Genomic DNA, 13,283 nt, shown 5'->3' with positions numbered 1-13,283 from the left:
TCAGGAGCATTGTTAATGGCTAGAAACGCTATGCTCTCTCCGTTATCAGGACGGTATACATTGGGACATGGTCGGTTGCTGACGCCAGGATCAACGTCACTTCCACGTCAATCAGTTGACTGTTCCTGCTGCGGATTCTGTCCTTAATGGCTTCACCTGTCCAAGCGCTGTTGTCTTCTGGAGCATGATCGACAATCTTCTGTTTCAGCATTTCGCCTTTTTCAAAAAAGTCAAAAATGGTCTGACCAAGAAGTTCCTGTTTAGACACCGCGAAGAAACTCTCTGCCAGATGGTTTGATATGACAATCTTGCCGTTTGCCAGGAAAGTAACAATACCCGCCGCTGCCGACTCAACCAGGTTGCGGTAGCGATCTTCAGATTCCTGTCGCTGAATTTCAGTACGATTCAGGGTTTCCATCATTTCATTGAAACTGGTGAAGAGTTCGCCAATTTCATCCCTTGAAGCGCTGACGGAAATTCTTTCCGAAAGACTGCCAGTCTTGGCAACCTGGCACATAGTGGCCGAAGCAAGTTTGACCGGATTGGTGATGAACCTCTTGATCAATATGGCTACTGCAGAAAAAACCAGCAGCAGTATTACGAGGCGAGAAAGAAGCTCATGAAACAGGTTATTGCCGAGGCCACCGAACAGCTCTGTCAGCGGGACACTGACCGAAACGGCCCCAATAATTTCACCAAGTTTGTAATTGTAAGAGGGGTGTCCAGGGGGGAACCGCTCCTGCACAAAATTTGGTGCTTTTTCATAGGCTCCATGGCAACGCAAACAGGGCTCTTCCGCCACCATTTCGCGAAAATAGCGAAATACCTGTTTTCCCTCGTGCCTAGTTGTCTGGTAGGTTTCTTTTGCCGTACTCCCGGAAAACACCTTTAATTGAGCCGCCTCATAGGTATCTGGCCGATTGTTCGGGTTGCGATATCTTTCCGAGATTTGTCGCACATAATAAGGACCGCCGCTGGTTAACCTTTTGGCAACTCCCGTTGCGACCGCTTCGGGAATCAGGGCATAGTTTTTTTCCGGTTCATCGCGAACCACCTCGGCCATGTAATTTCTGGTTTCGATGACCTGGGTGGCGATGCTGCGTGCATGCTCCAAAGCCACATTCAGGAGCATGGCCCGTTGATCTCGGTAGGTCAACAGACCGGTCAGTAAAAAGAGGCCGATTAGTAGAGCCGAAAGGATCAAGTTCAGCTTGGTGTTGATTTTCAAGTCATGAAACCATTTCATTGGCAGACCTTCGCTTCCCCGAGTAATCGTTTTTTCATATGTTCAAATAATACTTTTCGGTACCATTGTTTTACCAAAGTCCCAGTGGTCCGTTGCTTGGTTTCGTACCATTCTCAGCCCCAAGACCGTTAGACTCCTTCACCCTATTGATGTCATTAGCGCATGCTCCAGTTGCGGCTTTCTTTCCGCAACAACAGGATGTGCTTTCTTTGGATGGCTGCTTTTATCAGGCTTCCCAAGAAACCGACAAAAGTGATTTTTTTCAGCAAAGGAAGGGCCATCCAGCCGACGGCGAGATGACCACCCAAGCTGACGACCTCACCGATGACCCGAGGTGCATAGGGTTTACAGCTCTTCCCTGTGATATAGGCGTAGATGTTATCGGCAACCAGTCTTCCTTGTTGCAATGCAAACTGTGCGGCCGTAGGGACAGGCTGGCCAGTTTCCGGATTCATGGCCAGAGCATTGTCCCCGATGGCGTAAATAAAGGGATAATTCTCAGCACGAAGACAGGCATCAACCCGAATCCTGCCCAAGCGGCCAGTTTTTATTTTTTTATCCTGGAAAATATCAGCAATGTGAACTCCTCCTGTCCAGACAAACGTCTTGGTCTCCAGGGTCATGTTTGAGGACAGAGTAACAGCGTCCGCAGTCAGGGCCAGTACTTTTGTCCCGGACATTATACTTACCCCTTTTGCGGATAACTCTTTGCTGATTTTTGCTGAAAGCGCTTCACCTAAATGCGGTACCAAATGCTGTCCTGCCTCAATCAGGACGATCTCAGCATCGGCGAGGCTCACTCTGTAATCGATGGTGCATTTCACTACGAGATCTGCGAACTCGGCAGCAACTTCCACTCCGGTAAGTCCTCCGCCTCCAACTATGAATCGCAGCAGGTTTTTGCGTCGTTTGCTTTCAGGTTCTGATGCTGCCAGTGCACAGTTCCTAGCGATATGCTCATGAATTCTTTGCGCATCGGTTAATGTTTCGAGAGTGAACGCATGTTCCTTTAACCCGGGAATTCCATAGAAGTTTGTCTTACTCCCAAGAGCCAGAACAAGAAAGTCGAAGGCCAGATGACCCTTCTGAAAGTGGATAATTTGCTGATCGGGATCTATGCTTTTGACCTTTTCCAGATGGAAAAGTATTCTCCGCCTGCGGAGCAGGTGTTCAATTGGGATGGCGACCTCCCTTTTTCCCACTGCCGCTTCGTGTAACTGAGTTTTTAGCAAGTGGTAGCTATTCTTGTCGACCAGGTGAATTTGAACTTCATTCTGGTGTCGCAGTTTCTTTGCCAGTCGCAAAACGGCGGTAATGCCACCGTACCCTGCGCCAACGACAACAATATGCCTAAGTTTTTCATATTGCTGTTTTTTCAAATAATACCTTCCCTTGATGGCCCTGATGGAAGGAAGAATCTCCTCCATTGTCGGGTTGCTGGCTGCCGAACCTTCACCGTTGTTGATGTCGAGTGCTTAAGGCGCGGGCTATATAGCTTTTATCGCCTGATTAGCCGCCACCAGTAACGGGTCCCAAACCGGGGCATAGGGCGGTGCGTAACTAAGGTCCAGTTCTGCGATTTCGAAAACAGTCATCCCTTTGTAGATCGCCGTCGCCAACACGTCGATTCGTTTAGCCACCACGTCCTGGCCAATCATCTGAGCCCCATGCAGGAGCCCGCTTCCTTTCTCAACAAATAAAACAATCCGCATCCGTCCACCGCCAGAAAACATACCCCGAGTATCGCTATCCACGATGGTCGTGACATAATCAAATTTGCTGTCCTGTAACTGTCTTTCATTCAAGCCAGTTGTGCCGATGGTGAGATCGAAGAATTTGAAGACGGCAGTCTGGTCGATACCGTAGAATTCACGCATTTTATCGGGATTTGTGATGTTGCTGCCGGCCAGTCTTCCCTGTTTATTGGCGACCGGCCCCAACGGCATGTAGGAATTTCGTCGGAGTTGTCGCACATAGTGCTCGGCACAGTCGCCTGCTGCGAAGACATTTGGGAGGTTCGTGCGCAGGAATCTGTCGACTTTGGCTGCAGAGGCGACCCCTAGCTCACCACCAGCGGCTTCGAAAAGTTCTGAGGCAGGTTGAATCCCAGGCGAAGCGACCACTAAATCGGTTATGAAATCACCAGCAGAGGTCTTAATGATGTTGCCGGCTTTCTCGTAAACGTCCACGTCGGTGAAGAATTCAACATCTTTATCGCGTAGCTTTTCCTCAACTTTTTCCCGAATTGCGCCGCAGAAAGCTGGGAGAATCGTGGAGGCTTTTTCAACAATAATCGGTTTGACCTTCATATTGCTGAGGACATCGGACATTTCCAAATTCGTGTATCCGGCTCCAACGAGCAGGGCGGATCGGGGTGAACGACCATAAAGAAAGGTCTTGATCCGCCGAGTATCTCCCAAGGTCTTAAAATAGAAGACGTCTTCATCATCGAATCCCGGAAGGCTGAGTTGCTTGGAGCGGCTACCCGTCGCATATACAAGAAAGTCATAGCCTTCCTCATACTCCTTGTCACCTGCGTAGTCTATCACTTGAACCACCTGCCGCTCCGGATTGATGGACGTCACCTCGCTACGCAGTCGATAATCGATTCTGCGCGTGCCAACGATGCTGTCCAAACTCATGGCATACAAAGCTTCCACCGCAGTGTCGCGAAAGAAAAGATTGTAAGGCATGCCACAGGCGGCGTAGGAAACATCGCCACCTTTCTCCAACACTACAACCTGCGCGTCAACAGCCTGTCGTTTTATCTGGCTTGCCGCCGACAGGCCGGCGGCGATACCTCCGATGATGACGACTTTCATAGAGCACCTCTTTTTTTGTCAGGTCAGTCCAGTGGTTCGAACATGTCCTTTCCTACCCCGCATTCCGGGCAGACCCAGCCTTCGGGAAGTTTGTCGAAGGGGGTTCCCGCTACCACCCCCTGTCCGATGTCGCCTACAGCAGGGTCATAGATATAATTGCATACGGTGCATTGGTACTTTTGCATGATCAGCTCCTCTGACAGAATTTCATTCTTTCCAGTGAATACATGAAACGGGGCAGGCATCGATAGCGTTGCTTTCGATCTCCTCCTCCGATGCTCCGTTTGGATCGTAGCATTCGGCCTTGCCGTTATCGGCATAACGGAATACGCCCGGAACATTGTCAATGCAGAGGCCGCAACTGATACACTCTTCTTGATCGACCCACGGTTGTTTGGCCATGAATTCTTCTCCTTTTGGTGGTTCTGCCGACTCGTGTCGGCACATTGTTCAGGGTGACCTCATGTCACCCCATACAGTTGAGTTTCCTTCAGAAATAGAATGTTATCTTTGAGGTGGACATGCTTACGCAAATCGTCCCCGAACTCCTGAAGTTTGCGATATATGGCTACGAAAGTATTGCAGACATCTTTCGGAATCGCATAATCCATGGTGGCGCAACTCGTTTGCGCATGTATGACCTCATCCGCGCTTTTCTAGGCTCTGGTCACGTTGAAACGGATTTCTGCATCACCGATAGTCCGCTTGATCGCGGCTAAAAGCTCTTCTCGCGCCTGCTCGGTCCGAACACGCCCATCAATGGTAAGCACGTTTGCCTGCGCCGATATCTCAAGGATGCCGTTGAACAGCTCCCCGCCCCTGGCCAGATCCGCCTTGACCCGCGTGGCCAACGCCAAGTCGGCCACCTTCTGCTTGCGCTCATCGGTCCAGGCGAAGCACGCAAGCCGGGCGGTCTGATTCACGAGTTCGCTGGCTTCACCGACATTGAGTTTATCGAGATTGATCACAAGGTCGTAGGACAACGGGTCGTCCCAGTCGGTACGGTAGAGATATTGCACCCATTTCTGCCGCTGCGAGTCGAGGCGTTGAATGTGTTTCTCGGCCTCTTTGGCGTCGAGTCCAAGGGCTTTTTGGGCCTCCGCGATTCGGACCCGCATGGGTGCTACCACGTGCACCCGAATGAGGTTAGGCACCTCAGAGAGCAGGAGGTGGCCGCCATGACCCTTGTACACGAGGCTCCCCTCTGCAGCATGCCGGAACAGCTCTGCTTGCACCTGTAACAGGTAGACATCCCGCTCCGGGTAGTGATCGAAGAACGAAGGGGTTTGATTCATCCGCGCCTCGACCATCTCTGATGATACGCCGGCGTTCTGTGCCGCCTCGACGACGATTTCTCGGCTGATGCAAGGGATCTGCAACTCCTTGGCCACGCGCTCGGCGATGACTGTGGAGCCCGTCAAGGTGGCCCTAGATATTACGATGATACTCATGGGTCTAATCCTCCGTTGGTTTCTGGATTCATGGTGGGGAAATCAAAGGACACATGCATCCACCCATGGAGAGCGTGTCCGCCGTCAACCATTGCAACAGGCACACTCCCTCAGTATTAGGAACAGAAAAACGGCCTTCAAGCTACAAGCGACCATCGAAAGTCTAGCGCACCCAAATCTAGACGATTGTATCTCCACGGGTTTCAACATCAAAAATCGTCATGATATTTTCGGCATTGTAGGGACAGGTGTGGGTGCGAGGTTGTCCATCCTTACCAGTGTGCTGCCACTCAATCATTCCGCCATCTTTTGATTTGGTACAACGCAAACCCGACGACTTCCAAGTTTTGACTAGTTCCCACATTTCATCCATATCGAGAAGAACAAAGTTTTCGGCCTTAACATGACCGGCCCTTTCTATATATTGGTCGATCGTTTCATAATCGGCAAAGTCATTCTCCCGACGCCACCATTTGATAAATACCTTTCCATCCAGTTTTGCTTGTTTCAGTTCATCGATACTTTTCATACCTATCGTCCTTTCTGCAGGCGAAATCATCACCAGATCCCGGTACGCAGCAACATCCCCCTACCATTTTAGCGCAAAAACTATATAGAGAACTTGAACTATCCCTAAGTTGGTTGCTGGAGAGTTCTGCCGCAACAGATCATCCCACGCTTCGCGGATTCCTCTACAGAGTATTTTTTTGTTGCAACTCCCACGAATAAATGCCGACTTATCCACTTGTTCTCGTACCGCTTCAGTGAATTTATCTTTATATTGATTTGGTCATGATAAGCTTCTCTAACAGAATTATATTTTTTCCAATGAATGCATGAAACCGGACAGGCATCAATAGCATTGCTTTCCATCTCCTCCACCGGTGCTCCGTTCGGATCTTAGCATTCGGTCTTAACGTTTTTGGAAAACCGCAACACCTCTGGAACTTTGTCAATGCAGGCACCGCAACTAACTAATGCATTCATCCTGATCGACCCACGCTTGTTTAGCCACGTCATTTTCTCCTTTTTATATGGTCGTGACCTCGCTACCGGTTAAAGTTGTTGCGCGTTTGAGAAGAGGATGTTGTTTTCGAGATGGACGTGTTTGTGTAGATCATCCTCGAACTCCTTGAGTTTACGGTAGGTGACGACAAAGGTGTTGCAGACATCCGCCGGGATCGCATAATCCCTGGCGAGATGCCGAATTTTATGGACGGCATCGCCGATTTGCTCGTGTTCGCGATGAAGTTTAGCCAGCTCTGACTTGATCAGAGCGCTGTCCTTGGCGTCGGGCTTGCCGCCACTCCTGACAGCCGCTTCGGCGCGCTTGATGGCTGGGAAGAAAATCTCTTCTTCCTCAATCAGGTGTGCTGCCATATCAGAGGCGATCTTCTCAAAGATTTTGGCGATTTCGATGACCTCGGGATGATGGGTGCCATGCACCTCGGCGATCTTGTGTGCATAGGCGACAATCTGTTCATCATTCTCCTTGAGATAGACGTGATGGGTGTTGACGATGTAGTCGATAAGAAACGGCAGGGGCCAGGCTGCGTAGTTCTCACTTCGGTGAATCGGTTCCTTTCTGGCAGCTTCAATTTCCTGCAGGACCTTGTCAAGATCAATGCCCTTCTCTCGGCAGGTGGTGGCGAGAGTAGCCTGTCCGCCACAACAGAAATCGATCCCATATTTCTCGAAGGTCTCTGCGGTCCGGTAATCTTCGGCGACGAACTCGCCAATTGTTTTGTTGGTTTCTTTAGTTTTGTTGGATTCTGTCATGCGAACGAACCTCCCGGTGTCTTTGGGTTAATGATCTAGCTTTATCATCGAACCTGCCAAAAGCGGGGTGTCAGCTAGATCTGCCCTTCTCAAGCATGCGCTCAATAAGAGCCCACACGTCTTCAGAGGGTTTATGGCTTTTTGATGTACTCGCAACCTGCGTGCTGACATGGGACAGCGAAAGAATGGCACCTATCACAATGGAAGTAGCTGCTTCAACATCGGCCACGGAATCAAGGGAACCCTGCTGTTCCGCCTCCCGGATGCATCCGTGAATGAACTTTCGCGACCTAATCTTGATTTTTGACAACCGCTTGGCAGTCTCAATACCAGCGGCTTGCTCCAAATGGTCAGAGAGCAGCAACCGAGAGATGCCTGGATGAGCCAGGATGGTTCGTGTCCGCTGGAGAAAAAAGTCCCGCAGGCGTTTGATCGGGTCTTCAACGCCGGAGGGGAAATCGCTGGCGAGAATCTCTTCTACTCTCTCTATAGCATCGACAACAATGGCCTCCATACTCTCAAAGTGCCTGAAAATACCCCCCGAGGTCATTCCGACTGCGGTAGCAATATTCTTGGCGGTAAAAGCCCGAGCTCCTTCGAACGCAATAATATTGATCGCGACATCAATGATTTCGCGCTTACGAACCTCAGTAGGCTTTCGCACTTGCTTCCTCTTTTCTTGAAGGTGATTATTCATAATATTGATTATAAGTAAGCAAGCATTTACTAGCAAGGGGTCTTTCGTTAGTTTTCAGACGCTCCTGATGAGGTCCCTTTTTCTGATTGGTGCCGTTCCTTGAAGGAATTGCGGCAAAAGGCATTGCAAGGCGAGGAGGAACGTTCCGATAGAAAATCCGGAATGATGAGGCGTAAGACGGCAGGTTAACCCCATAGCCAATAGATCATTGAATTACTGAACGTCATTGGGATGGCGGGCTATGGGAAGGAAAAGTGTCGCTGAACATTGTCAAGTTTGAACTTGTAAAATCAACCAAAAGATTGATATCTTTAGTTTTTTTGTAAGTATGACTTGCGGATTTATTTCAACCCCAAAGAAAAGGAGAGAAATACCATGTCAATGTTCTGTTATCAGTGCGAACAGACTGCCAAGGGAACCGGTTGCACTGTCGTTGGAGTCTGCGGCAAACAACCTAACGTTGCCGCGCTGCAAGATCTTCTGGTCTACGCATTAAAGGGAATTTCTTTTTGGGCCGACAAGGCCCGTGGCGAAGGAAAGAAAGATCAGGAAATCGACCGTTTCATGATCGACGGTTTGTTCACCACTGTCACCAATGTTGACTTCGATGCCGAGGCCGTCTCCAAGTTTGTTACCGAAGCTGTTCGCCTGCGTGGTAAAGCAAGACGGCTTTGCAGCGACCTTAGTGGAGTTGTCCCCGTCGCCGCCCAGGACTGGACATTGCCCACTTCGATAGACGAGCAAATTAAGCTCGGCGAACTGCATGGGGTTAAGGATTTTAAGGTCGACGAAGATATCCATTCCGTCCGTGCAATCATCGTTTATGGCATGAAGGGGTATGCTGCCTATGCCGATCATGCCCGGATCCTGGGTAAGGAATCGGACGAGATTTATGCCTTTACCCACAAGGCCCTGGCCGCCATGCTTGATGACAGTCTTGATCTGATGGCCAACGTCAACCTCGCCCTCGAAACTGGCCGCATCAACTACGTCACCATGGAACTGCTTAACCAGGCTCATGTCGAAGCCTACGGTCACCCGGTTCCGACTTCGGTTCAGCTCGGCACCAAGGCGGGCAAGGCGATTCTGGTCTCGGGCCACGACCTTAAGTTTCTCGAAGAGCTGCTCAAGCAAACCGAGGGGACCGGCATCAACATCTACACCCACGGCGAGATGCTGCCGGCGCACGGTTATCCCGGACTGAAAAAATATGAGCACCTTGTGGGTAACTTCGGAGGCGCATGGCAGGATCAGTACAAGGAATTCCAGCAGTTCCCCGGCGCCATCATCTTTAACACCAACTGTATCCAGAAACCGGCGGACAGTTATAAGGACCGTCTGTTTTCCTGGGGACTGGTGCAGTGGCCAAACGTCAAACATGTCGAAGGCTGGGATTTTTCCGCAGTGATACAAAAGGCTCAGGAGTGTGCCGGTTTCAAGGACAATCCGGGCCAGGAGATTCTCACCGGTTTCGGCCACAACGCGATTCTCGGTGTCGCAGACAAGGTCATCGAAGGAGTCAAGACCGGCGCGATCAAGCATTTCTTCCTGGTCGGCGGTTGCGATGGGGCGAAATCTGGCCGGAACTACTATACCGAGTTCGCTGAAAAGGCCCCCAAGGACACGGTTATTCTGACTCTGGCCTGCGGTAAATACCGCTTTAATAAAATGGATCTGGGAAATATCGGCGGAATTCCGCGCCTGCTCGACGTTGGCCAGTGCAACGATACTTACAGTGCGATTCAGGTCGCCCTGGCCTTAGCCGATGCTTTCGAGTGCGGTGTCAATGACCTACCGCTGTCAATGATCCTCTCCTGGTATGAGCAGAAAGCAGTTGCGGTTCTACTGACCCTGCTGCACCTGGGGATCAAGAACATCAAGATCGGCCCGAGTTTGCCGGCCTTCATTACTCCGAATGTGCTCAACTTTCTGGTCGAGAATTACAACATCGGTCCAATCGGTACCGCCGAAGAGGATCTCAAGCAGATCCTCGCAGCCAAATAACACCGGGGGCCACTTGGAAACAGGTGGCCCTTCTTCACCTTTTCACCGAGCCTAAGCTGTTAAACGAGGAGACGATATCTGTGAATCTGCTTGGAGGCTAAATATGACAAATCAAGCTAATGCCTGTTTTACTTTTGATGCAGCATGTGATTCTGCAATCGAACTGGAGACCCAGATTTACCAAGGTTTCCTGGCAGCAATTAGAATTGTAAAAAACAAGGCGGCCAAAGAAATTCTTCAGGATGCTGCAACCGTCAGGCTCGGTATTAAACAGAAACTTGAGCTGGCGGCAATCAAAGGAGGGCTTGAAGGACAGGTGGCTAAAGGTCCTGTCCCGACGATGAACCTCATTATCCGTTGCTGTGACCTTCACCAGATTACTGCGGGATCGGACAATCGGAAAGCCCTGGCTTACGCAATTCAGTTATCAATAGATGCACTCCAGTTTTATCGTGGGATGTCTGAAAAATGTAGTGGTGCGCCAATGGCGGAACTCTTTACCGCTCTTGCAGACGACCAAACTCAATATTTACAGCAGCTTGAAGATACTTACGAGGAGCACTTTTTGCCGGAGGGGTGAACTGGAAAAGTAAAACCATAAACACTCCATTTATAATCCCAGGCTGATTTAGCTGCTTTGCCCGACAGTATCGCGAGTTGTTTGTCGTATAAATTCATCCAATCAAGTTGTTGCTTGACGTAGTCGGATGGTCACAGCAAAACCCAAAATGTTACCCAACAACGCACCTAATATCCAAATCAATGAACTAACGACAAAAACCTCCGGACTCAGAGCTGTCAGGAGGATATACGCTAGAATGCTATATACCAAAAAGTAGGGATATTTATTGTTACCAACAGTGAGGATCTCCGCTCGGTTTAAAATCAGGCCGCCCAGGATTGCACCAAAAATGACGAAAAACAGACCGCAGAAAAGATAGAAGACAGTCGGTGACGTTGAGGTGTGCAGGGCATGTAGAATCGGATTATGCTGACCGAATCGTAAGCCGAATTGTGGACAAATGGTCAGCGTTGCAAGCCCTGCGGTTACTTCAACCAGGGTTAATTTACCCAAAACTGTCCACATCGCCGGCCTGAGATCTTTTCCTATCATGCTCAGGATCGACTCATCCAGTTGTTTGCCAGGGGCAACCTGCCCGGTTTCGACAAAATCAGCAAATTCCTGAAACATCTCGTGCTCATTCTTAGCTTGATTCACGGCCCGTCTCCTTGTTCGCCATCAATTTACGCAGTTTGCGTATTGCCCGGCTGATGATTTGTCGGGAGTTGTCTGCGGTGGTCTGCATCTGTTCGGCGATCTCTGAAAAGGTTAATCCCTGGTTAAAACGAAACTCCAGGGCTTGACGCTGGTCCTCGGTCAGACTGGAAAGTCCTGCTACATCAATACGCCTGGGTGTTTCTGAGCTTGACTGTCCGGCATAGGTTTCCACAGCCAATTCTGAGGTAGTGACATGTTTCTGGTAAGCATCCCTCTTTCTGATATGGTCAATCAAGGCATTGCGGGTGATCGTGAATGCCCAGGGCAGAAAAGGAATGTCTTGCCGGTATTTTCCTCTGGCGACATGCAGCTTGGTAAAAACCGCCTGAAAAACTTCTTCAGCGTCAGGCTGGCTTTTTAGTTTCTTCATCAGGAAACCAAAAATACGATTTTTATGGCGCAAATATAAGGCTTCAAAGGCAGCCATATCACCATCAGCATAAGCCAGCATAAGTTCCTCGTCAGTCACTTAAAGGTCGCCTTTCCTTCTTTATTCATTGAATACGTACAATAACAGAGATTTGTGACACTTTTTTAGCATGTCTGTTAAGTAGCTAAATTCCCTTTAAGTTGGGCACTCCTGGATTTATTTTTATTTTATTGTCACAAAATTCATTCTGGTTACGTTCTCTGTAGGCAAAGCAACCCAATAGCTCACAACCTAAGGAGGAAACAATGAAAAACTCTATCAAAAAAACAGGACGGCTGATGACACTGGGTCTATTTGCTCTGCTAGTTTTTACAGTACCACAATCAGCTCTGGCTCACTGCGATACTCTGGATGGACCGGTTGTCACCGATGCGCGAACCGCCTTGTCCCAGAAAGATATCACCCCGATCCTCAAGTGGGTCTCCGCAGGTGATGAGAAGGTTATTCGTGCCGCCTTCGCCCAAACTTTGGCGCTGCGCCAGCAGAGCCCCGAGGGCAAAGAACTGGCCGACATGTACTTTTTTGAAACCCTGGTGCGTATCCATCGCGCTGGCGAAGGGGCGCCCTATACGGGACTGAAACCAGGAGTCTCAATTGATCCGGCGATTGTACTGACCGACCAGGCTTTGGCAACAGGGTCGATCGACAAAGTGATTGAGGTCATGACCGGGGCCCTGGCCAAGGGTATTCGCGAGAACTTCACCCTGGCCTACGAAAATCAGAAACATGCAAATGACAGCGTTGACGCAGGCCGTGAGTTTGTAGAGTCCTATGTAGTATTCACCCACTATGTCGAAGGTCTACATAACTTGATTAAGGCCGATACCGCCCATCGCGTTAAATCCGTTGCCACCTCTGAAGGAAAACATGGCCATTAACTTTCAGGTGCACACAACGAACAACCATTCATTTAATAAACTATGGTCCACCTGATTTTAAGGGTGGGCCATAGTTTGTTTCAAAAATAGGATGAAAATCATGGCTAAGTGGCCATGATCCAGCAAGGGAACCCGAAGACCTAAATTTTGGAGACGAAATGGATATCAGCATAGAAAATAATGTATCTGTAAAGCGCTTCGAGGCGATAGGGGCAGGGTCTCCAGGTCATTCTTCAATGCCCCTTTGTGCTCAGGGATGTAGAGCGCCATCAAGAGTTTAAAACGATAGTCGTAAAAGAGCCTAAAGACTGAGACTGAAGTGCGTTTCGGTCGACATCTCCGAGTACTTTATTGTCGCCAAAAGCAGACCTGCAAGATCGACCGGGTACCATCATTATTGCTTATTGTACGCATTATGTAACTCGGTTCCCCCCCAACAAGCCAATGCGGTCGCATTCAACTCAATACTTGCGTCGACTAGGTCAGTCATTTAACTCAGCACGGCACAAAAATCGCGGCCTTGTGCTGGTCAACTTTTATGAGGTCCTTGAAAGAAAAATCTCAAGTTCTTCTCGCTTCTTCCGGCAAGCTTAATGTCTTCCGCCTAACCAATCAGACAATTGATCAGAATCACGGCCCCTCTCAACCCCAAGGTCTTCGAACACAAATCGTTGACTTGTTGTTTGTACCAGGCCAG

14 protein-coding genes and 1 pseudogene are annotated in these 13,283 nt (G+C 49.5%); 3 read left to right on the top strand and 12 right to left on the bottom strand.

What is annotated here, in order from left to right; translation table 11 throughout:
- Positions 1–28: 28 nt before the first annotated feature.
- The 10 genes and pseudogenes from D888_RS0118395 to D888_RS22395 all read right to left on the bottom strand — a co-directional run bounded on the left by D888_RS0118395 (position 29) and on the right by D888_RS22395 (position 7,995).
- Positions 29–1,246 carry a c-type heme family protein gene (locus D888_RS0118395; RefSeq protein WP_020678043.1) on the bottom strand — a complete coding sequence of 406 codons (1,218 nt, stop codon included), beginning with the start codon at positions 1,244–1,246 and terminating at the stop codon, positions 29–31.
- A 155-nt stretch (positions 1,247–1,401) separates the two neighbouring features.
- Positions 1,402–2,625 (bottom strand): NAD(P)/FAD-dependent oxidoreductase, encoded by a 1,224-nt coding sequence (locus D888_RS0118390; RefSeq protein ID WP_033423825.1) that lies wholly within the window; start codon positions 2,623–2,625, stop codon positions 1,402–1,404.
- A 108-nt stretch (positions 2,626–2,733) separates the two neighbouring features.
- Positions 2,734–4,068: an FAD-dependent oxidoreductase gene (locus tag D888_RS0118385; RefSeq protein WP_020678041.1), complete on the bottom strand. Its 1,335-nt coding sequence runs from the start codon at positions 4,066–4,068 to the stop codon at positions 2,734–2,736.
- Positions 4,069–4,091: 23 nt separating this feature from the next.
- Complete coding sequence (locus D888_RS0118380) at positions 4,092–4,253, bottom strand: rubredoxin (RefSeq protein WP_020678040.1); 162 nt, start codon at positions 4,251–4,253, stop codon at positions 4,092–4,094.
- A 22-nt stretch (positions 4,254–4,275) separates the two neighbouring features.
- Positions 4,276–4,470: a ferredoxin gene (locus D888_RS0118375; protein WP_020678039.1), complete on the bottom strand. Its 195-nt coding sequence runs from the start codon at positions 4,468–4,470 to the stop codon at positions 4,276–4,278.
- Between the two features lie 59 nt (positions 4,471–4,529).
- A pseudogene (locus tag D888_RS24925) lies at positions 4,530–4,676 on the bottom strand (iron-sulfur cluster repair di-iron protein); the annotation flags it as partial.
- A 48-nt stretch (positions 4,677–4,724) separates the two neighbouring features.
- Entirely contained in the window at positions 4,725–5,519 is a 795-nt protein-coding gene (locus D888_RS23430; RefSeq protein ID WP_020678037.1) for a cytidylate kinase-like family protein, read from the bottom strand.
- A gap of 178 nt (positions 5,520–5,697) precedes the next feature.
- Entirely contained in the window at positions 5,698–6,048 is a 351-nt protein-coding gene (locus D888_RS0118360) for a hypothetical protein (protein WP_020678036.1), read from the bottom strand.
- A 527-nt stretch (positions 6,049–6,575) separates the two neighbouring features.
- Positions 6,576–7,298, bottom strand: a complete 723-nt coding sequence (gene ric / locus D888_RS0118350; protein WP_020678035.1) for an iron-sulfur cluster repair di-iron protein — start codon at positions 7,296–7,298, stop codon at positions 6,576–6,578.
- A 70-nt stretch (positions 7,299–7,368) separates the two neighbouring features.
- Positions 7,369–7,995, bottom strand: coding sequence for a TetR/AcrR family transcriptional regulator (locus tag D888_RS22395; protein ID WP_245555026.1), 627 nt, complete (start codon positions 7,993–7,995; stop codon positions 7,369–7,371).
- Positions 7,996–8,376: 381 nt separating this feature from the next.
- On the opposite strand from D888_RS22395, the gene hcp reads away from it, so the two are divergent.
- On the top strand, positions 8,377–9,999 hold the full coding sequence (hcp, locus tag D888_RS0118340; RefSeq protein WP_156827144.1) for a hydroxylamine reductase: 1,623 nt from the start codon (positions 8,377–8,379) through the stop codon (positions 9,997–9,999).
- A gap of 103 nt (positions 10,000–10,102) precedes the next feature.
- Positions 10,103–10,579 carry a ferritin family protein gene (locus tag D888_RS0118335; protein WP_020678032.1) on the top strand — a complete coding sequence of 159 codons (477 nt, stop codon included), beginning with the start codon at positions 10,103–10,105 and terminating at the stop codon, positions 10,577–10,579.
- 102 nt (positions 10,580–10,681) lie between these two features.
- Here D888_RS0118335 and D888_RS0118330 read toward each other — a convergent pair whose 3' ends face one another.
- Complete coding sequence (locus tag D888_RS0118330) at positions 10,682–11,218, bottom strand: hypothetical protein (protein WP_020678031.1); 537 nt, start codon at positions 11,216–11,218, stop codon at positions 10,682–10,684.
- Complete coding sequence (locus D888_RS22390; RefSeq protein ID WP_156827060.1) at positions 11,205–11,747, bottom strand: RNA polymerase sigma factor; 543 nt, start codon at positions 11,745–11,747, stop codon at positions 11,205–11,207. Before D888_RS22390 ends, D888_RS0118330 begins: the two co-directional genes overlap by 14 nt.
- A 206-nt stretch (positions 11,748–11,953) precedes the next feature.
- Here D888_RS22390 and D888_RS0118320 point away from each other — a divergent pair, with 206 nt between their 5' ends.
- Positions 11,954–12,586 (top strand): DUF6448 family protein, encoded by a 633-nt coding sequence (locus D888_RS0118320; RefSeq protein WP_020678029.1) that lies wholly within the window; start codon positions 11,954–11,956, stop codon positions 12,584–12,586.
- Positions 12,587–13,283: the final 697 nt, after the last annotated feature.

The sequence above is a fragment of the Geopsychrobacter electrodiphilus DSM 16401 genome, from assembly GCF_000384395.1.
Taxonomy (GTDB): domain Bacteria; phylum Desulfobacterota; class Desulfuromonadia; order Desulfuromonadales; family Geopsychrobacteraceae; genus Geopsychrobacter; species Geopsychrobacter electrodiphilus.
This window is presented reverse-complemented; position numbering and strand designations above follow the sequence as displayed.

Excerpts from the sequence above, each read along its gene's own strand:
- D888_RS0118385 (WP_020678041.1), bottom strand. The coding sequence starts at position 4,068 with ATGAAAGTCGTCATCATCGGAGGTATCGCCGCCGGCCTGTCGGCGGCA.
- D888_RS23430 (WP_020678037.1), bottom strand. The coding sequence starts at position 5,519 with ATGAGTATCATCGTAATATCTAGGGCCACCTTGACGGGCTCCACAGTC.
- D888_RS0118375 (WP_020678039.1), bottom strand. The coding sequence starts at position 4,470 with ATGGCCAAACAACCGTGGGTCGATCAAGAAGAGTGTATCAGTTGCGGC.
- D888_RS0118335 (WP_020678032.1), top strand. The coding sequence starts at position 10,103 with ATGACAAATCAAGCTAATGCCTGTTTTACTTTTGATGCAGCATGTGAT.
- D888_RS0118360 (WP_020678036.1), bottom strand. The coding sequence starts at position 6,048 with ATGAAAAGTATCGATGAACTGAAACAAGCAAAACTGGATGGAAAGGTA.
- hcp (WP_156827144.1), top strand. The coding sequence starts at position 8,377 with ATGTTCTGTTATCAGTGCGAACAGACTGCCAAGGGAACCGGTTGCACT.
- D888_RS0118320 (WP_020678029.1), top strand. The coding sequence starts at position 11,954 with ATGAAAAACTCTATCAAAAAAACAGGACGGCTGATGACACTGGGTCTA.
- D888_RS0118380 (WP_020678040.1), bottom strand. The coding sequence starts at position 4,253 with ATGCAAAAGTACCAATGCACCGTATGCAATTATATCTATGACCCTGCT.
- ric (WP_020678035.1), bottom strand. The coding sequence starts at position 7,298 with ATGACAGAATCCAACAAAACTAAAGAAACCAACAAAACAATTGGCGAG.
- D888_RS0118395 (WP_020678043.1), bottom strand. The coding sequence starts at position 1,246 with ATGAAATGGTTTCATGACTTGAAAATCAACACCAAGCTGAACTTGATC.
- D888_RS22395 (WP_245555026.1), bottom strand. The coding sequence starts at position 7,995 with ATGAATAATCACCTTCAAGAAAAGAGGAAGCAAGTGCGAAAGCCTACT.